The 22,161-nt window shown below is 68.9% G+C and carries 20 protein-coding genes; 9 read left to right on the top strand and 11 right to left on the bottom strand.

Translation table 11 applies throughout. From position 1 onward, the window contains the following. Positions 1 to 10: 10 nt before the first annotated feature. Positions 11 to 2,374: a xanthine dehydrogenase family protein molybdopterin-binding subunit gene (locus tag HSX43_RS07165; RefSeq protein WP_179379426.1), complete on the bottom strand. Its 2,364-nt coding sequence runs from the start codon at positions 2,372 to 2,374 to the stop codon at positions 11 to 13. Between the two features lie 136 nt (positions 2,375 to 2,510). Continuing rightward, positions 2,511 to 2,996 carry a (2Fe-2S)-binding protein gene (locus tag HSX43_RS07160; protein ID WP_179379425.1) on the bottom strand — a complete coding sequence of 162 codons (486 nt, stop codon included), beginning with the start codon at positions 2,994 to 2,996 and terminating at the stop codon, positions 2,511 to 2,513. A 96-nt stretch (positions 2,997 to 3,092) separates the two neighbouring features. Between HSX43_RS07160 and HSX43_RS07155 the strand changes: the two genes are divergently transcribed. Beyond that, on the top strand, positions 3,093 to 3,554 hold the full coding sequence (locus HSX43_RS07155) for an NUDIX hydrolase (protein WP_179379424.1): 462 nt from the start codon (positions 3,093 to 3,095) through the stop codon (positions 3,552 to 3,554). A gap of 9 nt (positions 3,555 to 3,563) precedes the next feature. On the opposite strand, the gene HSX43_RS07150 is transcribed toward HSX43_RS07155, so the two are convergent. The 6 genes from HSX43_RS07150 to HSX43_RS07125 form a co-directional block, all read right to left on the bottom strand. Then, complete coding sequence (locus tag HSX43_RS07150; protein WP_179379423.1) at positions 3,564 to 4,535, bottom strand: molybdopterin-binding protein; 972 nt, start codon at positions 4,533 to 4,535, stop codon at positions 3,564 to 3,566. Continuing rightward, entirely contained in the window at positions 4,532 to 5,485 is a 954-nt protein-coding gene (locus HSX43_RS07145) for an XdhC family protein (protein WP_179379422.1), read from the bottom strand. Before HSX43_RS07145 ends, HSX43_RS07150 begins: the two co-directional genes overlap by 4 nt. 96 nt (positions 5,486 to 5,581) lie before the next feature. Next, entirely contained in the window at positions 5,582 to 7,771 is a 2,190-nt protein-coding gene (locus HSX43_RS07140) for an OmpA family protein (protein ID WP_235962552.1), read from the bottom strand. Between the two features lie 253 nt (positions 7,772 to 8,024). Next, positions 8,025 to 9,269, bottom strand: a complete 1,245-nt coding sequence (locus HSX43_RS07135) for a vWA domain-containing protein (RefSeq protein WP_179379719.1) — start codon at positions 9,267 to 9,269, stop codon at positions 8,025 to 8,027. 55 nt (positions 9,270 to 9,324) lie between these two features. Next, positions 9,325 to 10,203: an AAA family ATPase gene (locus HSX43_RS07130; protein ID WP_179379421.1), complete on the bottom strand. Its 879-nt coding sequence runs from the start codon at positions 10,201 to 10,203 to the stop codon at positions 9,325 to 9,327. Positions 10,204 to 10,288: 85 nt separating this feature from the next. After that, on the bottom strand, positions 10,289 to 10,864 hold the full coding sequence (locus tag HSX43_RS07125) for a YceI family protein (RefSeq protein WP_179379420.1): 576 nt from the start codon (positions 10,862 to 10,864) through the stop codon (positions 10,289 to 10,291). A gap of 191 nt (positions 10,865 to 11,055) precedes the next feature. On the opposite strand from HSX43_RS07125, the gene HSX43_RS07120 reads away from it, so the two are divergent. Together HSX43_RS07120 and HSX43_RS07115 are read left to right on the top strand one after the other, a co-directional pair. Further along, a complete protein-coding gene (locus HSX43_RS07120) occupies positions 11,056 to 11,349 on the top strand; it encodes a Dabb family protein (protein ID WP_179379419.1) in 294 nt (97 codons plus the stop codon). Further along, a complete protein-coding gene (locus tag HSX43_RS07115) occupies positions 11,346 to 12,467 on the top strand; it encodes an aminodeoxychorismate synthase component I (RefSeq protein ID WP_208454524.1) in 1,122 nt (373 codons plus the stop codon). The genes HSX43_RS07120 and HSX43_RS07115 overlap by 4 nt, the downstream gene beginning before the upstream one ends. Before the next feature lie 61 nt (positions 12,468 to 12,528). On the opposite strand, the gene HSX43_RS07110 is transcribed toward HSX43_RS07115, so the two are convergent. Then, a complete protein-coding gene (locus HSX43_RS07110; protein ID WP_179379417.1) occupies positions 12,529 to 13,443 on the bottom strand; it encodes a PRC-barrel domain-containing protein in 915 nt (304 codons plus the stop codon). A 240-nt stretch (positions 13,444 to 13,683) separates the two neighbouring features. Here HSX43_RS07110 and rpsF point away from each other — a divergent pair, with 240 nt between their 5' ends. The 5 genes from rpsF (at position 13,684) to HSX43_RS07085 (ending at position 17,861) form a co-directional block, all read left to right on the top strand. Beyond that, positions 13,684 to 14,037 carry a 30S ribosomal protein S6 gene (gene rpsF / locus HSX43_RS07105; protein WP_179379416.1) on the top strand — a complete coding sequence of 118 codons (354 nt, stop codon included), beginning with the start codon at positions 13,684 to 13,686 and terminating at the stop codon, positions 14,035 to 14,037. A gap of 12 nt (positions 14,038 to 14,049) precedes the next feature. After that, positions 14,050 to 14,277 (top strand): 30S ribosomal protein S18, encoded by a 228-nt coding sequence (rpsR, locus tag HSX43_RS07100; protein WP_179379415.1) that lies wholly within the window; start codon positions 14,050 to 14,052, stop codon positions 14,275 to 14,277. A 12-nt stretch (positions 14,278 to 14,289) separates the two neighbouring features. Further along, positions 14,290 to 14,928, top strand: a complete 639-nt coding sequence (gene rplI, locus HSX43_RS07095; protein ID WP_179379414.1) for a 50S ribosomal protein L9 — start codon at positions 14,290 to 14,292, stop codon at positions 14,926 to 14,928. Positions 14,929 to 15,086: 158 nt separating this feature from the next. Next, on the top strand, positions 15,087 to 15,797 hold the full coding sequence (locus tag HSX43_RS07090; RefSeq protein ID WP_179379413.1) for a class I SAM-dependent methyltransferase: 711 nt from the start codon (positions 15,087 to 15,089) through the stop codon (positions 15,795 to 15,797). 99 nt (positions 15,798 to 15,896) lie between these two features. Next, positions 15,897 to 17,861, top strand: a complete 1,965-nt coding sequence (locus HSX43_RS07085; protein ID WP_179379412.1) for a bifunctional 2',3'-cyclic-nucleotide 2'-phosphodiesterase/3'-nucleotidase — start codon at positions 15,897 to 15,899, stop codon at positions 17,859 to 17,861. A 72-nt stretch (positions 17,862 to 17,933) separates the two neighbouring features. Here the strand turns inward: HSX43_RS07085 and HSX43_RS07080 are convergent, their stop codons facing one another. Beyond that, complete coding sequence (locus HSX43_RS07080; RefSeq protein ID WP_179379411.1) at positions 17,934 to 19,439, bottom strand: malonate--CoA ligase; 1,506 nt, start codon at positions 19,437 to 19,439, stop codon at positions 17,934 to 17,936. 106 nt (positions 19,440 to 19,545) lie between these two features. Between HSX43_RS07080 and HSX43_RS07075 the strand changes: the two genes are divergently transcribed. Beyond that, the gene (locus HSX43_RS07075; RefSeq protein WP_179379410.1) at positions 19,546 to 20,733 is read left to right on the top strand and encodes a PQQ-dependent sugar dehydrogenase; all 1,188 of its coding nucleotides are present in this window, start codon (positions 19,546 to 19,548) and stop codon (positions 20,731 to 20,733) included. Between the two features lie 79 nt (positions 20,734 to 20,812). Here HSX43_RS07075 and tig read toward each other — a convergent pair whose 3' ends face one another. Next, on the bottom strand, positions 20,813 to 22,141 hold the full coding sequence (gene tig, locus HSX43_RS07070) for a trigger factor (protein WP_179379409.1): 1,329 nt from the start codon (positions 22,139 to 22,141) through the stop codon (positions 20,813 to 20,815). Positions 22,142 to 22,161 lie beyond the last annotated feature (20 nt).

Genomic DNA, 22,161 nt, shown 5'->3' with positions numbered 1-22,161 from the left:
CTCTGTCTCCTTAACCCTGCATCGCCGCCCAGACCTTCGCGGGCGTCAGCGGCATGTCGATATGGCCCACGTCGTGCCCGGCGGAGGCCAGCGCGTCGATGACGCCGTTGACGATGGCGGGCGGCGAACCGATGGCACCCGCCTCGCCACAGCCCTTCACCCCGAGCGGGTTGTGCGTGCAGGGCGTCTGGCAGGAATGGTCCACCTGGAACATCGGCAGGTCCGAGGAGCGCGGCATGGAGTAGTCCATGTAGCTCGCCGAAAGGAGCTGCCCCTCCTCGTCGTAGGCGCAGTTCTCGAAGAGCGCCTGACCGATGCCCTGCGCGAGACCGCCGTGGACCTGACCCTCGACGATCATCGGGTTCACCACATTGCCGAAATCGTCGGCTGCCGCGAAGGACAGGACCTCCACGCGTCCCGTCTCCGGGTCGACCTCCACCTCACAGGCGTAGGCCCCGGCCGGGTAGGTGAAGTTGTTCGGATCGTAGAAGGCCGTCTCCTCCAGCCCCGGCTCGATCTCCTCGAGCGGGTAGTTGTGGGGCACGTAGGCGGCGAGCGTCACGTCGCCCCAGGCCATCGACTTGTCGGTGCCGGCGACGGTGAATTGTCCGTCCTTCAGCTCGATGTCGCCCTCGGCGGCCTCCATGATGTGGGCCGCGATCTTCTTCGCCTTGGCGATGATCTTCTCGGTCGCGCGCACCATCGCGGAGCCGCCGACGGCCAGCGAACGGGACCCGTAGGTGCCCATGCCCATCGGGGTGTTCGCGGTGTCGCCGTGGACGATCTCCACCTGGTTTTCGTCGATCCCGATCATGTCGGCCACGACCTGCGCGAAGGACGTCTCGTGCCCCTGTCCGTGGCTGTGGCTGCCAGTCATCACGACGAGGCCGCCGGTCGCGTTCACCCGCACCGTCGCGCTCTCGTAGAGGCCGGCGCGGGCCCCCAGCTGCCCGACGAGGGACGAGGGCGCGATGCCGCAGGCCTCGATGTAGCAGTTGAGCCCGAGCCCGCGCAGCTTGCCGCGGCTCTCGCTCTCCTTGCGGCGCGCTTCGAAGCCGTCGCGGTCGATCATCTCCAGCAGGCGATCCATCGTCGCGCCGTAGTCGCCGGTATCGTACTCCACGGCGACCGGCGTGGCATAGGGAAACTCGGTGACGAAGTTCTGCCGGCGCAGGTCGACAGGGTCGACGCCCAGCTCCCGCGCGGCCTTGTCGATGACGCGCTCCAGCTGGAATGTCGCCTCGGGGCGTCCGGCCCCGCGATAGGCATCGACGGGCACGGTGTTGGTGAAGACCGCCTTCACGTTCACGTAGATGAGCGGCGTCTTGTAGTTGCCGGCCATCAGCGTGCCGTGCAGCCAGGTCGGGACAGAGGGCGCGAAGGTCGAGAGGTAGGCTCCCATGTTCGCGTGGGTCTCGGTGCGGATCGCGGTGAAGTTGTTGTCGGCATCGAGCGCGAGTTCGATCTTGGTGACATGGTCGCGGCCGTGCGCGTCGGACATGAAGGCTTCCGACCGCGAGGCCGTCCACTTGACAGGGCGTTCGCAGGCCTTGGCCGCGAAGGTGCAAAAGGCCTCCTCGGCGTAGTGGAAGATCTTGGTGCCGAAGCCGCCGCCCACGTCGGGGGCCACCACGCGCAGCTTGTGCTCGGGGATGCCCAGCACGAAGGCCCCCATCAGGAGGCGGATGACATGTGGGTTCTGCGACGTGGTGTAGAGCGTCGAGCTGTCGTCGTGCGCGGCGTAGTCGCCCACGGCCACGCGCGGCTCCATCGGATTGGCGACGAGGCGGTTGTTGACGAGCTCGAGCGTCGTCACATGCGCGGCCTCGGCGATGGCCTTGTCCACGGCCTCCCGGTTTTCCTCCACGAAGCCCCAGTCGTAGCAGAGGTTCGAGGTCAGATCGTCGTGAACCTTCGGTGCGCCGTCGGCCAGCGCCTTCTTCATGTCGATCACGGCCGGCAGGTCGGAGATGTCGACCTCGATCGCCTCGCAGGCGTCACGGGCGATGGCCGCGCTCTCGGCGACGACGGCGGCGATCGGGTCGCCGACGTGGCGCACCTTGCCCTCGGCCAGGACGGGGTGCTTCGGCTCCTGCATCGGGTTGCCCTGCCTGTCGGTGATCTGCCAGCCGCAGGGGATGCCGCCGACGCCCTCGAAATCCTTCGCGGTGAAGACGCGCACGACGCCCTCCATCGCCTCGGCCGCGCTCGTGTCGATCCCGTTGATCGTCCCGTGCGCCACGTCCGAGCGCAGGAAGGCCACATGGGCCTGCCCGGCGACGTTGATGTCATCGGTATAGCGCCCCTTCCCCGTCAGAAAGCGCACGTCCTCCCGGCGCTTGGGGCTCGCTCCGATTCCGGTGTCCTTCGGCATCTCTTCTCTCCTCCCGATGGCGCGGGGGGCCCAGGCCTCGCCCCGCTCTGGCTGTCAGGTTGGGGGGCGCGGCTCCTCCCTTCCGCGCCCCGAGGGGTTCCTCACCGCATCCGGTGACCCGCCCCTGTCTCTTGCGTCACTCGGCGGCGACGGGGGCGACGTCCTGCCCCGAAGCGGCCATGACCGCCTTCACGATGTTGTGGTAGCCGGTACAGCGGCAGATGTTGCCTTCGAGGTAATGGCGCACCTCGGCCTCGGTCGGCTTCGGGTTCTCCTTGAGGAGCGCCGCCGCCGACATGACCATGCCCGGCGTGCAGAAGCCGCACTGGAGACCGTGGTAGTCCTGGAACGCCTGCTGCACCACGCCGAGCGAGCCGTCGGCATTCGCCATCCCCTCGATCGTCGTGACCTCCGCGCCGTCGAGTTCCTGCGCGAGCGCGGTGCAGGCCTTCACGGCCTCGCCGTCCACGTGCACGACGCAGGCTCCGCATTGCGACGTATCGCAACCCACGTGCGTCCCCGTCAGGCGCAGCCCCTCGCGCAGCCATTCGACGAGGAGCGTGCGCCCCTCCGCCTCGGCCGTCCGGGTCTTGCCGTTGACGGTCATGGTGACCTTTGCCATTGGTCGTCCTCCCTGTTCTTGCCGCGCAGTCAAGCACAGCCGGCGGCCTCTGGGAACCGGACAATTTCGCCGCGCCGCAGCCAAACCGGAGGACCCGTGCCAGAGATCCCGATCCGCGCCTTCATCGTCTCCTGCGTCGTCCTCCGTCCGGGGCCGCGGGGGCACGAGGTTCTGCTGATGCGCCGCATGCAGACGCTCGCCGGAGCCTGGTGCCAGATCGCCGGCAAGATCGAACCGGGCGAGACCGCCTGGGCCGCCGCGTTGCGCGAGATGAGGGAGGAGACGGGCCTCGTGCCCAACACCTTCTATTCCGGCGACTGCCTGGAGCAGTTCTACGAGGCCGACCGGGACGCGATCACCGTCGCGCCCGTCTTCGTGGCCCTCGTCGGGCGCGAGGCCGAGGTCACGCTGAACGACGAGCACGACGCCTTCGAGTGGCTCTCCTTCGAGTCCGCGCGCGACCGCGTCGACTTCGGCGGCCAGCGGCGGATCCTCACCGAGATCGAGGAAAGCTTCGACCGCCGCCGTCCGCCGGACTGGCTGCGGATCGGGATCTGAAAGCGCGCGCTACCCCCGCTCCCGCGGCTGCGGGCGCGTCGGGATCTCGCCCAGCAGCCCGCCCACGCCCATCGCCGCGATGTCACCGCCCGCGACCGGCACACCGCAGACCACGCGCTCCAGCACCCAATCGGCTCCGTTGAGCGCCGGCGAGCGGGCGCAGCCCGGCAGGCCGATGACCGACGCGTCCCCGAGATCGCCCAGAAACAGCAGGTTGCCCGGATCGACCGGCATCCCGAACCGCGTGAGCCGCCCGCCCGCCGCCCGCAGGGCCGCAGGACCGACATCGGCCGCATCCGACGTCGCCGAGGCCGTCAGGATCAACCGCAGCGGTGTCGCGGCCCCGGAGAGCGCGGCGGCAAGCCGGTCGGACGCATGGGCCACTTCGGTCACCTGCGCGTCAACACCGAGACGCGTCAACCGGTCGATCACGGGGGAGAGCTTCGGGGCCGCGTCGCCCGGGAGCCGCGTGACGATCAGATCGGCCCGGCCCACCACCGGCGCACGCAGCGCGAGTGCTCGACCGGCCGTGCAGACCGTGGAGACGACCTCGCCCGGCACGGCGAAGGGGATGATCTTGACCGTCGCGACCATCGTGCCCGACGCAACGCGCTGCCACTCCGGCAGGGTGGCGATCGTCACGTCCGACGACACCGCATTGACCGCGTCGATCCGCGCGCGGTCGATCTCCACGATGCCCGACGCAGTCGCATGGATGTTCGCCCGCCCCGTAAAGGCCGGTCGCACCTCGAGCCCCGCTCCCGCGACCGCAGCCGCAACCCGCGCCGCAGCCGCGTCTTCGCCCAGATCGCCCGGCTCCATGCGGGCGACGACGACCTCCGGGAGACCGGCCTGTCGCAGGCGGAGAACGTCCGCAGCATCGAGCGCACGTCCCTTGCGCAGCCGCTCGCCTGGCAGCACGACGGAATGGGCCAGCACCGCCCCTTCCGCCGCCTCCACAGGAACCGGTCCGAACTTCATGGCCGCCGGAGCGCCTGCGTCATCGCCGCCAGCACGGCGACGGCGATCTCGCCCGGCGTCTTCGCTCCGATGTCGAGCCCGACCGGCGCGTCGATCCGGTCGAGCGCCGGCCCGAGGTCCGAGAGCCGGTCGCGGCGCTTCGCATGGGTCCGCGTCGAGCCGAGCGCGCCGACGTAGAAGGCCGGGCTGTCGAGGGCGATCCGCAGTGCCGGATCGTCGAGCTTCGGATCGTGCGTCAGCAGGACGACGGCCGAGCGGGCGTCGGGCGCGAAGGCCGCCATCGCCGCGTCGGGCCAATCGTGGACGAGCGCCGTGTCGGGGAAGCGATCGGCAGAGGCGAAGGCCTCGCGCGGGTCGATGACCGTGACATCGTAGCCCGCGATCCGCGCCATGGGCACCAGTGCCTGCGCGATGTGAACCCCGCCGACGACGGCCAAACGCAGGGGCGGTGCATGGAGCGTCACGAAAGTTTCTTCGTCGGCCTCGAACCCGCTGCGGTCGTCACGCAGGCGCTCCGCCACCTCGTCCACCAGAAACGCGCGCCCGTCGCCGAGTTGCTTCACCTGCCCCACGGCCTCGCCCCGCGCGCGCCGGGCCACGAGATCCTCCAGCAGGTCGACCGTCAGCGCCCCGCCAACCGGTTCGAGCAGTACCCGGATCCGTCCGCCACAGGCCAGCCCGACGGCAAAGGCCTCGTCGTCGGACACGCCGTACTCCAGAACGCGGTGGTCCAGATCGCCCATCGCATCGAGCGCCTCGGCGACGACCGCCCCCTCGACGCAGCCGCCCGAAACCGACCCCACAAGCTCCGCCGCCTCGGAGATCGCCAGCTGCGCGCCGCGGGGACGCGGCGCGCTGCCCCATGTCTCGATCACCGTCGCGAGCGCCGCCCCCTTGCCCGCACGGGCCCAGGCCAGCGCCGCCTCGGGCGCGCCGTCGATCATCGCCATAGCCGCTTCATCCAGCCGAAACCCCCACGCCCGCAGCATATGCAAAAGGCCCGCCCCCGGAAAGGGACGGGCCAGCGTCTTGCAGGACGGGGCCGCTCAGTTGGCGGCGGCGGTCTGCAGAAGGTTGGTGATCTGCCGCACGGTCGCGCGGCGATTGGCTTCCTCGTCGGCCTGGGTCTGCACCTTCAGGAAAGATTCGCCGTATCCCTGCACGACCATGTTCTCGACCGGGACACCGAAGTATTCGTTCAGCGCCAGCGCGAGGCTCTCGGCCCGACGGTCGGAGAGAGCGAGGTTGTAGGCCGCGTCGCCGACGGCATCGGTGTGCCCCTCGACCAGGAAGACCTCCCGCGGGTTCTCCTCGATCGCGGCCAGCACCTCGTTGGCGAGGCCACGCAGGTTACCGGCCTGCTCCGGCGCGATCGCGGCCGAGCCGCTGGCGAAGGTCACGGAGCTGACCTCGAAGGCCGGCGCGAGCGCGCGCACCTCGGCGATATTGCGCACCTGGGCGAGGCTGAACCGGCGGTCCACCTGCTCCTGCTGACGCAGGGCCGCGGCGAGCGGGTCCTCGCTGTCGGTCGACCGGCTCGACACCACCGGCTCGGGCAGCGTCGCCACGTCGACCGGCTCGACCTCGGCGGTGTCGTCGATCAGCAGGTAGCGCTCGCCGCCGTCCGTGATCAGCTCGCGTCGCAGCACACGCAGCGAGGCATCGCGGATCGTAACGACACGACTGCCGTCCTCACGCAGCACGGTCTGACGGGTGGAGCCGTCGTCGAAGCGCTCGGTGCGGACGTTGGAGCCCGGGCGGCGCAGCAGCACGTCATCGTCCTTCAGGACGCGCAGGCCGCCGTCTTCCTGTTGCACGACGACGCGGTCGCCGGAGTTCGACACGACCCGGGCCCGGTTGTTCTGGTTGACCAGAACAGCCCCCACGGCCAGAGCGCCGAGCGCGCCGAGCAGCAGACGATCGTTGTCGTCGAAGCCGTCATCGTCGTCGTCCTCGGTCACCACGGCCTGCGTCTCGAAGTCCTGGTCGGACGTCCGGACGTCCTCCTCCGCGACGACCTCTTCCTGCACCTCGGCATCGGCCGAGGCCTCGTCACCGGCCTCTGCAGCCGCGGCGGCCGCCGCCGCGACGCTTCCGCCGCCGAGCAGGGTGCCCAGCGCGGCTTCGGCCTGCTGACGCGCACGCTCCTGTTCCTCGCTCAGTTCGGGCTCGGGGCGGGAGGCGACTTCCTCGGCGATCTCGCTTTCGGTCTCGGTCTCGACGAGGGGCGTCTCTTCCGTGGCGGGCGCATCGCCCTCTTCCTCGGCGACGGCTTCGGTCTCGGCCTCCGTCTCGTCGGTTCCCGTCTCCGCATCGGCAGCGGACTCCGTGGATTGCTCCGTCTCCGTCTCGGCCTCGGCGTCGGTCGCCGCTTCGGCCGCATCCTCTTCGGTGGCGTCCTCCTGCCCGGCATCCGCTTCCGCGGCTGCCTCGTCTTCGGTGGCAACTTCCTCTTCTGTGGCGGCCTCGTCGGTGGCCTCTTCATCGGCCGGCGCGTCGGCGGCATCGGAGGCCGCTTCATCCTCGTTCGCCGTTTCGGCGTCGGCGGCAGCATCGCCGTCCTCTGCGCCGTCGACCTCTGCGCCGTCGACCGTCTCGGTCTCCGCTTCGGTTTCCGTTTCAGCTTCGGAAGCCGCTTCGGCGTCCTCGTTGGCTTCGGACTCGGCTTCCGCCTCTTCGGCGGCTTCGGCCTCGGCAGCGGATTCGGCCTCCGCAGCTGCCGCAGCCTCTTCTTCGGCCTGACGTTCTGCCTCTGCTGCGGCTTCCGCTTCTGCCTCTGCTTCCGCCTCTGCCGCAGCTTCCGCCTCGGCCTCTACTTCGGCAGCCGCTTCGGCTTCGGCCGCTGCCTCTTCCTCGGCCTGCGCCGCGGCTTCCGCTTCTTCCTCGGCCTGGCGTTCGGCCTCGGCCGCCGCCTCTGCTTCGGCTTCCGCTTCGACTTCCGCTTCCGTTTCAGCCTCCGCTTCTGTTTCAACTTCCGCGTCGGCCTCCGCTTCTGTTTCAACTTCCGCGTCGGCCTCGCTCTCTTCCGACGCGTCTTCGGACACCTCGGGCGTGCGCTCGGCAACGCAATTGGCGAGACCCTCGGCGTCGGATCCGAATTCAGCCGTACAGGCCGCAATGATCTCATCCGCCGTCTGCGCGGCGAGAGGGGCCGCGAAGCCCGGGACAAGCATGGACACGCTGGCGGCGAAGGCCACCGTGCGGTTGAAGGGGGTTCGGCGGTTGAGGCGGGGCATGGAAGCCTCCTTGTTGTCAATGTCGTGCAGAACAAACACCCCCTGCATGGCGCAGTTCCAAATCACCCCGCCGTTATCCGATAGCACGCCGATCGTCGCCGACATGGCTCCGAGAGCGCAGCGCCGACATGGACGTGAGCGCGATCATAAATATCTGTTTACATGTCGTTTTCTGACTTTGCCCGGCACCACCCGGACGAAGGCTCCAGCTGGTCACATTGTTTCGAGCCGCGTAACACCCGCCCGGCGACGGTCAGGACACGGCCTCGCGCAGGCGTCGCAGCTCACCCGTGTCGTCGGGCCGCGAGAGGGCCTCGGCCAGTCCCTCGAGCGCGGCGATGGAATGACCCGCACGCAGGCTGTCGACATGGGGCAGAAGGGCCTGGATGCCGGCCGCCCGGGGCGCGAACCCGTCGAACCGCAGGAGCGGGTTGAGCCAGATCACCCGCCGCGCCGTGAGGTGAAGCCGCCGTGCCTCGAAGGCAAGCCGCGCGGGGTCTCCCCGGTCGAGCCCATCGGTCACCAGAAGCACGACCGCGCCCTGCCCCAAGACGCGACGCGACCAGTCGTGGTTGAAGACATGGAGCGTCTCGCCGATGCGGGTGCCGCCCTCCCAGTCCTGCGCCTCCGCCCCGGCGGCGGCGAGCGCGGCGTCCACGTCCCGGGTGCGCAGGTGCCGGGTGATGTTCGTCAACCGCGTGCCGAAGGTAAAGGCGTGGACCTCGGCCCAACCCTGCCCCTGGCGGTTGGCGACCGCGTGGAGGAAGTGGAGCAGCGCCCGGCTGTAGGACGACATGGACCCCGAGATGTCGCAGAGCGCCACGAGGTTTGGCCAGCGGATACGGGGCGACGCATGATGAAGGCGCGGCAACCCGCCCCGGCGCAGGGCCGAGCGCAGGGTCGCCCGCCGGTCGATCCGGCCCGTGGAGGCGGGCGCGATCCGGCGACTGCGCAATGGCTCCACCGGCAGCGTCAGCTGCGCGAGCACCCGCTTCGCCGTCGCCATCTCGGCCGTCGACATCTGCTCGAAGTCGAGGGTGCGCAGGCGCTCGCGCGCGCTCGCCGTGGCCGTCGCGTCGAGCTGCATCTCCTCGGCCGGCGGCCCCTCCTCCTCCCGCACCGGCGCGGCGGGTTGGTCGAGCAGCGCCTCGGCCGCACGCTTCTCGGCCGGTTTCGGGCCGCGCTCCTCCTGCACGCCACGAACCGTGGGCGTGAGCATCGCCATCATGTGTTCGAGGTATCGCGGGTCGCGCCAGTAGAGGCGGAACAGCTGCGCGAAGATCGCGCGATGCTCGGGCCGCTGGACGAAGACCGCCTGAAGGACGTGGAAGAAATCCGCCCGCTCGGTGAAGCCCGCAGCGGTCACGGCCCGCACGGCGAGCAGCACGCGGTCGGGCCCCGCGGGCAGCCCGGCGCGGCGCAGCGCCGCGGCGAAATGGGCGATGTTCTCGGCCAGACGCGGATGGTCCGGCAATTCGAGGGCGGCGTGCTCCATCAGAGCACCCGTCCCCTGCGGTCGGGTGCCAAGGCATCTCCGGCCGAACGGCCGATCTTCACGCGAGTTCCGCCCGCACCTCGTCGAGGATGCGTTTGGCCTCCGAGCCCTGCAGCTTCTGGATGTCGTCCTGATACTTCAAGAGCGCGCCGAGCGTGTCGGCGATCACCTCGGGCGACAGTTCGATCATGTCGAGCGCCAGAAGGCATTTCGCCCAGTCGATCGTCTCGGCGACGCCGGGTTTCTTGAACAGATCCTCCGTGCGCAAAGCCTGCACGAAGGCCACGACCTCGCGGCTCAGGCGCGCGGCGGCCTCGGGCGCGCGGGCAGCGAGGATCTCCATCTCGCGTGCGTGACTCGGGTAGTCGACCCAATGGTAGAGGCAACGGCGCTTCAGGGCGTCGTGCACCTCGCGCGTGCGATTGGACGTCAGGATGACGATGGGGGGCTCGGGCGCGGTGACCGGCCCGGTCTCGGGGATGGTCACCTGGAAGTCCGACAGCGCCTCCAGGAGGAACGCCTCGAAGGGCGCATCCGTGCGGTCGATCTCGTCGATCAGGAGGACCGGCGCGCCGCCCGGCTGGGGCCGCATCGCCTCCAGAAGCGGGCGCGCGATCAGGAAGTCGTCGGAAAAGAGGTCGGGCGCGGCCTCACCCGTCGTCTCGGCCCGGCGCAGGGCGAGCATCTGGGCCGCGAAGTTCCACTCATAGACCGCCGAGGCGGCGTCGAGCCCCTCGTAGCACTGCAGTCGAATGAGCCGCCGCCCGAGGCTCGCGGCCAACGCCTTGGCGACCTCGGTCTTGCCGGTGCCGGCCTCACCCTCGAGGAAGACGGGCCGCCCGAGCGTGAGCGCAAGGTAAATCACCGTGGCGAGCGACCGGCCGCACACATAGGATTGATCGGCAAGGCGGGTCTGGACGTCGTCTATCGAGTTCATCCGCGCATGGGGCATCTTGCGCCCGCCCGGGTCAAGCCGGATGGACCGGGACCGCCAGCCGGGCCGGCGATCCCGGGCGACGGGATCAGGCGTCGGCCTTGCCGGCCTCGATGGAGATCGTCACCTCGACTTCGTCCGAGACGAAGGGCGCGAAGGCCCCGGCGTCGAAATCCGAACGCAGAAGCGTCGTGGTGGCGTCGAAGCCGAGCCAGGGTTTCTGCTGCTGCGGATGGTCGCCCATCTGGTTGAGCGTGGCCTCGAGGGTGACTTCCTGCGTCACGCCGCCGAGCGTCAGGTCGCCCGTTATGTTGGCGGTGTTCTCGCCCGTCACCTCGATTCCGGTCGAAACGAAGGTGACCACGTCGTTCGCGGCCGCATCGAGGAAGTCGGGCGAGGAGAAGTGCTCGTCGCGCTTTTCCCAGCCCGTAAACATGGCCGACGCCGGGATCGAGACCTCGACCGAGGAGTTCTCGGGAGCTTCGGCGTCGAACTCGATCGTGCCTTCCCAACCCGAGAACATCCCGAAGGTCGTGGAGTAGCCGAGGTGGTTGTAGCTGAAGAGCGTCTGCGCGTGGCTGGCATCGACCTCGTAGGTCTCGGTGTCGGCAAGGGCGGGTGCGGCGGCGAGCATCAGGGCGGCGGCGGTGGTGGTCCGGATCATGGCAAGGTCCTTTCGAGCGGGTTCGGATTGCGTGGATCATCCCCGATCAAAAAGATGTGCGAAACCTCGAGACTTTCAACAGGCCCTGTGCGGCGCCGCACCGCGCCCCAAGCAAACGTGATCGGGCTTTCGCCGGCTGTCGGCTTTGTCTAGCGAGGCCGCAGTATCCGCAGCTCTCCGGAGGATCGCCCGTGCCCGCTCGCCCCGCCATTCGCCACGTCGTCTTCTTCAGCGCAAGGGACGCCGCCGACATCGACCGGATCGTCGCGGGCCTGTCGATGCTGGCCGAGATTCCGCATTCCGAGCTCTTCGAGGTGCGGCGCAACACGCGGGCCGATGCGCTCTCGGGCGAGGTCGACGTGGTGGTCTACGCCGAATTCGCGAGCACCGAGGCCATGGAGGCCTACAAGGCGCATCCGATCTACCAGCAGTCCATCGACGTGGTCCGCCCCCTGCGCGAGCTGCGCATCGCGGCGGACTTCTGAGGGTGGCGCGCGTTCTCTTCGACCGTGGGCCCAGGCCCGGCGGCACCCTCTTCGAAGCCCCGCGCGCGGTAATCCGGGCGGACACCGCCGAGGAGGTAGAGGGTGCCTTCGCCCGCATGGAAGCCGCCCGTGCCGAGGATCTGTGGCTCGCGGGTGCGGCGAGCTACGAGCTGGGCGCGGCGCTCCTGCCGAAACTTGCCGGGCCCCGCCGCGCCGAGGTGCCCCTTCTGCAATTCGGCGTCTTCGACAGGCCCTCCGCGCCGCCCGCGGCGGCCGGCGACGGCGATCTGACCACGCCCGAGCCGCTCTGGACCTTCGCGACCTATAAGACGGCCTTCGAGCGGGTGCAGGCCTATATCGCGGCCGGGGACATCTATCAGGCCAATCTGACCTTCCCGCTAAGCGCGCGGTGGTCCGGCGACCTCCTTGGTCTTCATGCCCGCCTCGCCGCGCGGCAGCCGGTGCCCCACGGCGCGCTGGTGGACCTCGGCGGGCCTGCGCTCCTGTCGCGGTCGCCGGAGCTGTTCTTCCGGGTCGCGGGCGACGGCACGCTCGAGGCGCGGCCGATGAAGGGCACCGCGCGGAGGGGCGCGGACGCGCCGGCGGATGCTGCACAACGCAGGTGGCTGACGACATCCGAGAAGAACCGGGCCGAGAACCTGATGATCGTGGATCTGCTGCGCAACGACATGGCCCGGGTTTCCGACGTCGGCAGTGTCGCGGTGCCCGAACTCTTCGCCGTCGAGACCTATGCGACCCTGCACCAGATGACCTCCCGCATCACCTCGCGCCTTCGCGGGGGCACCGGCCTGTCGGACCTCTTCACGGCGCTCTTTCCCTGCGGCTCGGTTACCGGTGCGCCAAAGATCCGGGCGATGCAGATCATCGAAGAGCTGGAGGCCGGCCCACGCGGGGCCTACTGCGGGGCGGTCGGATGGATCGCCCCGAACGGCGCGATGGAATTCGGTGTCTCGATCCGAACCCTGACGTGCCACGCGGATGGACGGGCGGAGCTTTCGGTGGGCGGCGGCATCGTCCACGACAGCACCGCGCGGGACGAGTACGACGAGGCGCTGTTGAAGGCGCGATTTGCGCTGCTGGACACGGCGCGGGCCTGATAAAGAGACCCCGGAGGCATATACCCCCGGAGTCCGATCCTTTCGGCTTGCGGGCCCTGCGCTATTCCGCAGCCTCTTCACCGGGAGCCGACAATTGCTCGATCTCGGCCTGTGTCAGCAGCGTCACTACGGCGATCTCGTCAGCGTCGGCCTCGATGATGCGCACGTCGGTCATCGGCAGCAGAACCTCCGTCTCCCCGAGCCCGAGGAAGCCCCCTACTTCAGCGACGACGCCGAGCACCTGGCCGTCGCGGGAAATCATCACGTCGACGACCGACCCGACGGTTTCGCGCACGACACCCGGACCCATGACGGCCGCGTTGAACTCCATGTCACCCTCGTTGGCCCAGGTCGCGTCGTCCACGCCGGCCGCCAGCGTAAAGATTTCCGCGTCGGCAAGCATGGCCAAGCTGAGCGCGCCGGTCATGTCGAGCATCGCCGCGTCTTCCGGGCCGGCGGCGTCTTCGCCTTCGGGAGCCGCATCGCCGTCAGCGGCCGCCTCGCCGTCTTCGGCGGCCCCGTCCTCGGCGGCCGCCTCGTCTTGCGCCCCTTCGGCCGCGGCTTCATCACCTTCGGCATTCTCGTCCGACGCAGCGCCGTCTTCGCTCTCCGCCGCCGCATCGCCGTCTTCCGCCGCGTCGCCGGTCTCCGCGGAGCTCTCGCCGTCTCCTTCCGCCTCCCCGGCTGGCGCATCGCTCTCGCCGTCGGTCTCTGACGCGGGATCGGCCCCATCGGTGCCCGCCTCGGCGTCCGGCGCTTCCCCGTCGCCGGCGTCGTCCTCGGCGGCGGCATCCCCCTCTGCCTCGCCGTCTTCGGACCCGGTCTCGCCGGTGCCGGCATCCTCCGCGGCGTCGCCCTCTGCCGTCTCCTCTGCGGTGACCGCCTCGGTCTCCTCGCCCTCCGTGGCGTGGCTGTCGGCGTAGGCCGGCGCGGCAAGGGCGAGCGCAATGGCGGTCGTTCCGAAAATGCGAAGCATATCAGTCTCCTAAATGTACGATGTCTCTGCCGAAAGAACCATCAGGCGGTGATTCCGTTCCCCCGCCCCGACAAAGACGACGCGGGAGCGGGCGGATGGCACCGCGACGGGTTGCGCCCGCAGTGCAGATCGCTATATCCCGCCCATCCCGCCACGCCTTTGAACCGCGTGGTCTCTCGTGTCCGGGGGGCGGGATCAGCCCCGGGCTATGAAACGCGCGACGACAAAACAGGAGTTCGCATGCCGCTCTACGAGCATGTCATGATTTCGCGGCAGGATCTGTCCACCGCGCAGGCCGAAGGCCTTGTGGAACACTTCAGCACCGTCCTCGCGGACAACGGCGGCACCGTCGTCGAGAGCGAGTACTGGGGCGTGAAGACCATGGCCTACAAGATCAACAAGAACCGCAAGGGCCACTACGCCTTCCTGCGCACCGACGCCCCGTCGGATGCCGTGCAGGAGATGGAGCGTCTGTGCCGACTGCATGACGACGTCATGCGCGTGCTGACCGTGAAGGTCGACGCCCACGAGGAAGGTCCTTCGATCCAGATGCAAAAGCGCGACGAGCGGTCCGACCGCCGCGAACGCCGGTAAGGAGAGAGACACATGGCTGCCAAACCCTTCTTCCGCCGTCGCAAGTCCGATCCCTTCGAGGGCCCGAATGCCCCGAAGATCGACTACAAGGACACCCGTCTGCTGCAGCGCTACATCAGCGAGCGCGGTAAGATCGTTCCGTCCCGCATCACGGCCGTCTCGGCCAAGAACCAGCGCAAGCTGGCGCGTGCCATCAAGCGCGCCCGGTTCCTGGCTCTGCTGCCCTACGCCGTCAAATAAGGAGACCATGCAATGCAAGTGATCCTTCTGGAGCGCGTGGCCAAGCTGGGCCAGATGGGCGACGTCGTTGACGTCAAGCCCGGGTACGCGCGCAACTTCCTGCTCCCGCAGGGCAAGGCGCTGTCTGCCTCCGAGCAGAACGTCAAGGCGTTCGAGGGCCGCAAGGCGCAGCTCGAAGCGCAGAACCTCGAAACCCGCAAGGAAGCCGAGGCCCTGGGCGAGAAGCTCGCCGGCGAGCAGTTCGTCATCATCCGCTCGGCCTCCGACGCCGGTTCGCTCTACGGCTCCGTCACCACCCGTGACGCCGCCGAGGCCGCGACCGAAGCCGGGTTCACAGTGGCCCGCGGCCAGGTCGCGCTCGGCGCACCGATCAAGGAGCTCGGGCTGCACACCGTCTTCGTGCGCCTGCACCCCGAGGTCGAGGTCGAGATCGAGCTGAACGTGGCCCGCTCGCCCGAAGAGGCCGAGCTTCAGGCCGCCGGCAAGTCCATCCAGGAACTGGCCGCCGAAGAAGAGGCCGCCGCCGAGTTCGAGATCTCCGAGCTCTTCGATGACATCGGCTCCGCTGCCGACGTCTTCGATGGCGACGACGCCGGCCCGGTCGAGACGCCGGAAGGCCAGAGCGACGACGGCGAGGAGCAGCCGGACTGATCCGGTCGCCACTGCCGATCGACATCGGGCCGTCCTTCGGGGCGGCCCGTTTCGTTCGGAAGGCACCGGCGGGTCAGCGCCTGCCGAGGGGTGTTCGGTTTGCAATCCGGCCGCCCCTGCACCCTGATCGTCGGAAGATGGCGAGAAGGAACTGACCCATGGATGTCTTCGGCGAGGCACTTCGAGCCTATCACGCGGGTCGGACGGAAGAGGTGATCCACATCACCCGCGACGACGGCTGGGTCGACGATCACAGCCCCGGGGTCTATTTCCGCGACGCCCCCTCCCCCGTCGAAGCCGCCGCGCTCGCCCATGCCGAGGGGCCGCTTCTCGACGTCGGCTGCGGGGCCGGACGGCACCTTCTCTGGTGCGCCGGCCAAGGCATCGCTGCTCACGGCATAGACGTCTCGCCGGGCGCGATCGCCGTCTGCCGGGAGCGGGGGCTCGAAAATGTGGTGCTCCACGACATCATGGGCCCCGATCAACCGAACCTTCCGGAGCGGCCCCGCACCATCACGCTTTTCGGCAACAACGTCGGCATCGGGGGAGATTTCGCGGGGGCGGTTGCGCTCTTTGCACGCCTGCACCGGATCGCCGCGCCGAAGGGGCGGCTCCTCCTGACCGGAATCGACATCGCCCGGACGGACGAGCCCGCGCATCTGTCCTATCACGCACGAAACCGCGCGGCGGGGCGTAGGCGCGGAGAGATCGGCATGTCCTTCGCCTACGACGGGCAGGTCGCGCCGGAAATACCATGGTATCACCCGGAACCGAACGAGGTGGACGACTTGGCACAGGCGAGCGGATGGACGGTCGCACAGCTTGCGCGCGTCGGGCCCTTTTTCTGGGCGATGCTCGAACGGTCGTGACGAAGAGGCGGGCAAGGCTTCGCCCGGATCTGGGCAAAAGGTTCACATCCCCGCAACATCCGGCGCTAGACTGCGACTCGTGCAACACGGAGATCGACCATGCCCCTTACCCGCCGCCGCTTCCTCACCTCCACCGCCGCCGCCGGAGCCGGGCTGGTCATGGTCCACCCCTTCGCCGCCCGCGCGCAGGCGAACCAGGCGCATCTGCGCATTGCCGAGACGACCGACCTGCATGTCCACGTCTGGCCCTACGACTACTACGGCGACCGGGAGGTCGACACGGTCGGACTGGCGCGTACGGCGAGCCTGATCGAACAGGTCCGCGCGGAGTCCGCCAACAGCCTCGTCCTCGACAACGGGGATTTCCTGCAGGGCAACCCGATGGGCGACTTCATGGCCTACGAGCGCGGACTCAAGGAAGGCGACGTCCACCCCGTCATCACGGCGATGAACACGCTGGGCTTCGATGCGGCGACCATCGGCAACCACGAATTCAACTACGGCCTCGACTTCCTGATGAAGGCCCTCGGGGGCGCGGATTTCCCCGTCGTGCTCGCCAACGTCGCCACCGAACAGGGCGAGAGCGCGCTCGACGACAAGACACTCGTGCCGCCCTACGCCATCATCCAGCGCGAGATCGTCGATGGCGCGGGCGAGGCGCATCCGATCATGATCGGCATCATCGGCTTCACGCCGCCCCAGATCATGCAGTGGGACCGCCGCCACCTCGAAGGCAACGTGAAGGTCCGCGACATCATCAAGACGGCCGAGACCTTCGTGCCCCAGATGAAGGAGGTCGGCTGCGACATCATCATCGCGCTCGCCCACTCCGGGATCGGCGGGGCCGTGGCCGAGGACATGATGGAGAACGCGGCCGTGCCGCTGGCCGCGGTTCCGGGCATCGACGTCGTGCTGACCGGGCACCATCACCAGGAATTCCCGGGTGAGGCCTACGCCGGCATCGAGGGCGTGGATGCGACCGCGGGCACGATCCACGGCAAGCCCGCCGTGATGCCCGGCTTCTGGGGCAGCCACATGGGCCTCGTCGACCTGATGCTGGAGCGCGACGGCGGCGAATGGCGCGTGGCGGCGACCGCGTCGGAGCTGCGGCCGATCGCGTTGCGGGGCGAGGATCGCAGCTGGACGCCGCAGGTCGAGAGCGACGCGGCCGTCCTCGAGGCGACCCGCGCCGACCACGAGGCCACGCTCGAATACGTGCGCCGCGCCGTGGGCAAGACGGATGCGCCGCTCCATTCCTACTTCGCGCTCGTTGCCGACGACCCTTCGGTGCAGATCGTCTCGATCGCACAGAAATGGTACGTCGAGCAGCTTCTGGCCGGGACGGAACACGCGGGCCTGCCGGTCCTCTCGGCGGCCGCGCCCTTCAAAGCGGGCGGTCGCGGCGGACCGGAGTACTACACCGACGTGCCCGCGGGCGACGTGGCGATCCGCAACGTGGCCGACCTCTACCTCTACCCGAACACCGTGCGCGCGGTGAAGGTGACGGGGCAGCAGGTGAAGGACTGGCTCGAACGCTCCGCCGGCATGTTCAATCAGGTGGAGGCGGGCGCGACCGACGCCCCGCTCCTCAACCCCGAGTTCCCGAGCTACAACTTCGACGTTATGGACGGGGTCGAATACCGCATCGACCTGAGTCAGCCCGCGCGCTTCGACCGCGAGGGGGCCGTCGTCAACCCCGATGCCAACCGGATCGTGGATCTGACCTACCAGGGCGCACCGCTCGACATGGACGCGGAATTCGTGATCGCCACCAATAACTACCGCGCCTCGGGCGGTGGCTCCTTCCCCGGCGCGGACGGCTCGACCATCATCCTCGAGGCCCCCGACACGAACCGCGACGTCATCGTCCGCTACATCGTCGAGCAGGGCACGATCAGCCCCTCGGCCGACGGCAACTGGGCCTTCGCCCCGATGGAGGGGACGACGGTGCTTTTCGAAACGGGGCCGGCGGGGGCGGGCTACTCCGAGGGCGTGCCCGGCGTGACGCTCGAGGAAGTGGGCGTGACGGACGAGGGCTTCGCGCAGTTCCGCATCCCGCTCTGAGCCGGCCGGGCCGGGGGTTTCACACCCCCGGACCCCCGTGGAGTATTTCCGGCAGGAAGATAGAGAGCCGGGTCAGGACTGCCTCAGCAGTTGCGCATAGGTCGCGCGCAGCGCCGCCTTCCGGACCTTGCCCATGGTATTGCGCGGCAGTTCGTCGACCACGAGGAGCCGCGCGGGATGCTTGTAGCGGGCGAGCCCTGCGCCGAGGGCGTCGCCGATCGCATCGAGATCCGGCGTCTCGTTCGGTTGCGGCACGAGAAGCGCAACCGGCGCTTCGCCGAAGTCCGCATGGGGCACGCCGATCACCGCCGACTCGAGCACGCCGGGCTGCGCGTCGAGCAGATCCTCGATTTCCTTCGGATAGACATTGTAGCCGCCCGAGATCACCAGATCCTTCGCGCGACCGACGATGGTGACATAGCCGTCCGCGTCCTGCGTCCCGAGGTCGCCGGTCTTGAACCAGCCGTCGGGGCCAAGCTCCTCCGCCGTCTTCTCCGGCATGTTCCAGTAGCCCTGGAAGACGTTCGGCCCCCGCACCTCGATCGTGCCCGTCTCGCCCGGGGCGACCGGCGCGTCGCGCTCCATGATCCGCAGTTCCACCCCCGACAGCGGCAGGCCCACGGTCCCCGCGCGGCGGTCGCCGTCGTAGGGGTTTGAGGTGTTCATGTTGGTTTCGGTCATGCCGTAGCGCTCGAGGATGCGGTGGCCCGTGCGGGCCTCGAAGCGCCGGTGCGTCTCGGCCAGGAGAGGCGCGGAGCCTGAAACGAAGAGGCGCATGTGCCCCGCCACGTTCCGGTCGAAGCAGGCATCGTCGAGAAGACGGGTGTAGAAGGTCGGAACGCCCATCATCGCGGTCGCGTGCGGCATATGGTCGAGCATCGCCCCGGCGTCGAACTTCGGCAGGAAGATCATCGCGCCGCCCGCGACGAGCGTGACGTTCATCGCCACGAAAAGGCCGTGTGTGTGGAAGATCGGCAGCGCATGGAGGAGCACGTCGTCTTCGGTGAACCGCCAGTGTTCGGCGAGCGTCTCTGCATTCGACAGGAGGTTCCCCTGGCTCAGCATCGCCCCCTTCGAGCGCCCGGTCGTGCCGGAGGTGTAGAGGAAGGCGGCGAGGTCGTCCGCCCCGCGCGGGACGGTCTCGAAGGTTTCGGGACGGTCGGCGGCGGCCTCGGCCAGCGTGCCGTCGCCCTGCGCACCAAGCGTGAGCAGCGTTGCCGCGCCGGCGGCGGCCGTCATCTCCTCCCGTCGCGCGGGGTCCGTCACGAAGAGGCGCGCGCCCGAGTCGGAGACGAAATACTCCGTCTCCGCCGCCGTATAGGCCGGGTTCAGCGGCAGCACGATCAGGCCCGCGCGCGCGCAGGCGGCGACGATGGCCAGCGCCTCGGGCGACTTCGCCACCTGCAGCGCGACCCGATCTCCGGCCCGTGCCCCCGCCGCGGCAAGCGCATGGGCGTAGCGCGCGGAGGTCCGGTCGAAGGTGGCATGGGTGATCGTCGTGCCGTCGGCGAGGTGCAGGAAGGGTGTCTCGCGATGGGCGTTCGCGCCGAAGAGGCGGTCGTAGAGCGGGTTCGTCATGGGCGCGATCCTGCGCCAGTGGCGCGGGGGCGTAAAGCGGTCGTGAGGTGACAGGCCGCTCCCGCGCCCTAGTGTTCGCGACAGCTGCAAACACCGGAGACCCGCCATGCGCCCCCTGCCCCTGATCGCCACGCTCCTTGCCCTGCCCTCTGCCGTGCTGGCGCAGGGTTTCGAATACGGCGAGCGGAACACGGACTTTCCGCCCGCCTTCCCCGAGCAGACCCGCGCGCCGCTCGCGACGAGCGACGTGACGCTGCAGACCGAGGTGCTGGCCGACGGGCTCGACCATCCGTGGGGCATCGCAACCCTGCCCGGCGACGCAGGATGGCTCGTGACCGAGCGCGCCGGGCGTCTGCGCCACCTCGCGGCCGACGGGACGCTGTCTGACCCGATCGAGGGCGTGCCCGAGGTGCTGCCGCAGGGCCAGGGTGGGCTTCTCGACGTCGCGCTCGCCCCCGATTTCGCCGAGAGCGGTCTTGTGCTGCTGACCTATGCCAAGCCGGTCGAAGGCGGGAGCGTGACGGCGGCGGCCCGCGCGGTGCTGTCGGAGGACCGGACCGCGCTGTCGGACGTGACCGACATCTTCGTGCAGGACCCGCCCTCACCCACGGCCAAGCACTACGGCAGCCGGATCCTGGAACTGCCCGACGGAACCTGGGCGGTGACCTCGGGCGAGCACTCCTCCGATGCGGAACGGCCCTTCGCGCAGGACCTCGACAAGACCTACGGCAAGGTCATCCGCGTGAACCTCGACGGCACGGTCCCCGAGGACAACCCCTTCGTCGGACAGGAGGGCGCGGTCGACACGATCTGGTCCTACGGGCACCGCAACATCCAGGGAGCGGCAATGGATGCAGACGGCACGCTCTGGACGATCGAGCACGGCCCGAAGGGCGGAGACGAGCTGAACGCGCCGGAGGCGGGCCTCAATTACGGCTGGCCGGTGATCTCCTACGGGAAACGCTACCGCGGCGGTGCCATCGGTTCGGGCGAGGCGGTCGCCGAGGGCATGGAGCAGCCGGTCTACTTCTGGGATCCGGTGATCGCGCCCGGCGGCATGGCCTTCCACGCGGGCGAGACGTTCGGCGACTGGAACGGCGACGCGCTGATCGCGTCGCTCCGGCCGGGCGGCGTGGTGCGGCTTAAACTCGAGGACGGGCGCGTCGTGGGGGAGGAGCGCCTTCTGATGGAGCTCGGACGGGTGCGGGACATCGAGGTGCTGGAGGACGGCAGCTTCCTCGTGCTGACCGACCGCGACAATGGCGCGGTGATCCATGTAACGCCGGCCGGATGACGTGAACGCCGCCTTGTAAGATTCTGAAAATAAAAAGGCCGCCCCAACGGGCGGCCTTGTCACATGATCGCAGTCCGGCTCAGACCTCTTCGAGCTTCTCGACCTCCGCCTGCAGCTCGTCCTTGGTGACGGACTTCTCGCTCACCTCCGCGCGCTCGAGGATGACGTCGATGACCTTGTCCTCGAAGAGCGGCGCTCGCAGCTGCTGTTGCGCCTGCTGGTTCTGCTGGATGAACTGGAAGAACTCGCGCTCCTGACCGGGGTACTGGCGCGCCTGGGTCATGATCGCCTGGGTCATTTCGGCGTCGGAGACCTCGACCTTCTCCTTCTGGCCGAGCTCGGCGAGCAGGAGGCCCAGACGGACGCGACGGGTCGCGAGCTTCTCGTGCTCCTCGGTCGGCTCGATCTTCTCGTGATCGTGGCCCTGCACGTCGGGGTTCTCCTCGTGCCAGAGCTGGTGCGCGATCTGGCTGGCTTCGGCCTCGACGAGCGAGGGCGGCAGGTCGAAGGTGACGAGCGTGTCGAGTTGATCGAGAAGCTGGCGCTTCACCACCTGGCGCGCGGCCGTCGCGTATTCGGCGCTCAGGCGCTCCTTGATCTGCTCCTTCAGGGCATCGAGGCTCTCGGCCCCGAACTGCTTGGCCATGTCGTCGTCGATCTTGGCTTCGGCGGGCTTCTTCACTTCCTTCACCGTACACTCGAAGACGGCGGCCTTCCCCGCCAGATGCTCGGCCTGATAGGCCTCGGGGAAGGTCACCTCGACGACCTTCTCCTCACCGGCCTTGAGGCCGATCAGCTGATCCTCGAAGCCAGGGATGAAGGAGTTGGAGCCAAGCTCCAGCGGGTAGTCCTCGGCGGCACCGCCCTCGAATGGCTCGCCGTCGACCTTGCCCAGGAAGTCGATCACGACCTGGTCGCCCTTGGCGGCCTTGCCCTTCTTCGTCACGAAGGTCTTTGCGTTCTGCGCGAGGCCCTTCAGCGCCTCTTCGACCTCGCTGTCGGCCGGGTCGACGACCAGCTTCTCGATCGCGACGCCCGAGAAGTCGACCTCGGGCACGTCCGGCAGCGCCTCGTAGCTCACGGCCACGACGACGTCGTCGCCTTCCTTCCAGCCATCCTGGTTCTGCATCTCGATCGCCGGCTGCATCGCGGGGCGGTCGCCCGTCTCCTCGAAGTGCTTTCCGAGGGCGCCGTCGATGCTCTCCTGCATCGATTCGCCCAAAAGGCGCTGACCGAACTGCTTCTTGAGGAGCGCCATCGGCACCTTGCCCTTGCGGAAGCCCTTCATCTCGATCTCGGGCTGCGCCTCGGTCAGCTTCTGATTGACCTTCGCGTCGAGGTCGGCGGCGGGGACCGTGATGGTGTAGCCGCGCTTGAGGCCTTCGTTCAGGGTCTCGGTCACCTGCATGGATGTGTCCTTACGTCGGT

The organism is Jannaschia marina, from assembly GCF_013404595.1.
GTDB lineage: Bacteria > Pseudomonadota > Alphaproteobacteria > Rhodobacterales > Rhodobacteraceae > Jannaschia > Jannaschia marina.
The sequence above is the reverse complement of the archived record's forward strand: the minus strand, read 5'-3'. Positions and strand labels throughout refer to the sequence as shown.

What these genes read in the sequence shown, in the direction of transcription:
- HSX43_RS07085 (WP_179379412.1), top strand. Translation starts at nt 15,897, where the DNA reads ATGCCCCTTACCCGCCGCCGCTTCCTCACCTCCACCGCCGCCGCCGGA.
- HSX43_RS07165 (WP_179379426.1), bottom strand. Translation starts at nt 2,374, where the DNA reads ATGCCGAAGGACACCGGAATCGGAGCGAGCCCCAAGCGCCGGGAGGAC.
- rplI (WP_179379414.1), top strand. Translation starts at nt 14,290, where the DNA reads ATGCAAGTGATCCTTCTGGAGCGCGTGGCCAAGCTGGGCCAGATGGGC.
- HSX43_RS07080 (WP_179379411.1), bottom strand. Translation starts at nt 19,439, where the DNA reads ATGACGAACCCGCTCTACGACCGCCTCTTCGGCGCGAACGCCCATCGC.
- HSX43_RS07075 (WP_179379410.1), top strand. Translation starts at nt 19,546, where the DNA reads ATGCGCCCCCTGCCCCTGATCGCCACGCTCCTTGCCCTGCCCTCTGCC.
- rpsR (WP_179379415.1), top strand. Translation starts at nt 14,050, where the DNA reads ATGGCTGCCAAACCCTTCTTCCGCCGTCGCAAGTCCGATCCCTTCGAG.
- HSX43_RS07130 (WP_179379421.1), bottom strand. Translation starts at nt 10,203, where the DNA reads ATGAACTCGATAGACGACGTCCAGACCCGCCTTGCCGATCAATCCTAT.
- HSX43_RS07110 (WP_179379417.1), bottom strand. Translation starts at nt 13,443, where the DNA reads ATGCTTCGCATTTTCGGAACGACCGCCATTGCGCTCGCCCTTGCCGCG.
- HSX43_RS07150 (WP_179379423.1), bottom strand. Translation starts at nt 4,535, where the DNA reads ATGAAGTTCGGACCGGTTCCTGTGGAGGCGGCGGAAGGGGCGGTGCTG.
- tig (WP_179379409.1), bottom strand. Translation starts at nt 22,141, where the DNA reads ATGCAGGTGACCGAGACCCTGAACGAAGGCCTCAAGCGCGGCTACACC.
- HSX43_RS07125 (WP_179379420.1), bottom strand. Translation starts at nt 10,864, where the DNA reads ATGATCCGGACCACCACCGCCGCCGCCCTGATGCTCGCCGCCGCACCC.
- HSX43_RS07145 (WP_179379422.1), bottom strand. Translation starts at nt 5,485, where the DNA reads ATGGCGATGATCGACGGCGCGCCCGAGGCGGCGCTGGCCTGGGCCCGT.
- HSX43_RS07140 (WP_235962552.1), bottom strand. Translation starts at nt 7,771, where the DNA reads ATGCCCCGCCTCAACCGCCGAACCCCCTTCAACCGCACGGTGGCCTTC.
- HSX43_RS07160 (WP_179379425.1), bottom strand. Translation starts at nt 2,996, where the DNA reads ATGGCAAAGGTCACCATGACCGTCAACGGCAAGACCCGGACGGCCGAG.
- rpsF (WP_179379416.1), top strand. Translation starts at nt 13,684, where the DNA reads ATGCCGCTCTACGAGCATGTCATGATTTCGCGGCAGGATCTGTCCACC.
- HSX43_RS07090 (WP_179379413.1), top strand. Translation starts at nt 15,087, where the DNA reads ATGGATGTCTTCGGCGAGGCACTTCGAGCCTATCACGCGGGTCGGACG.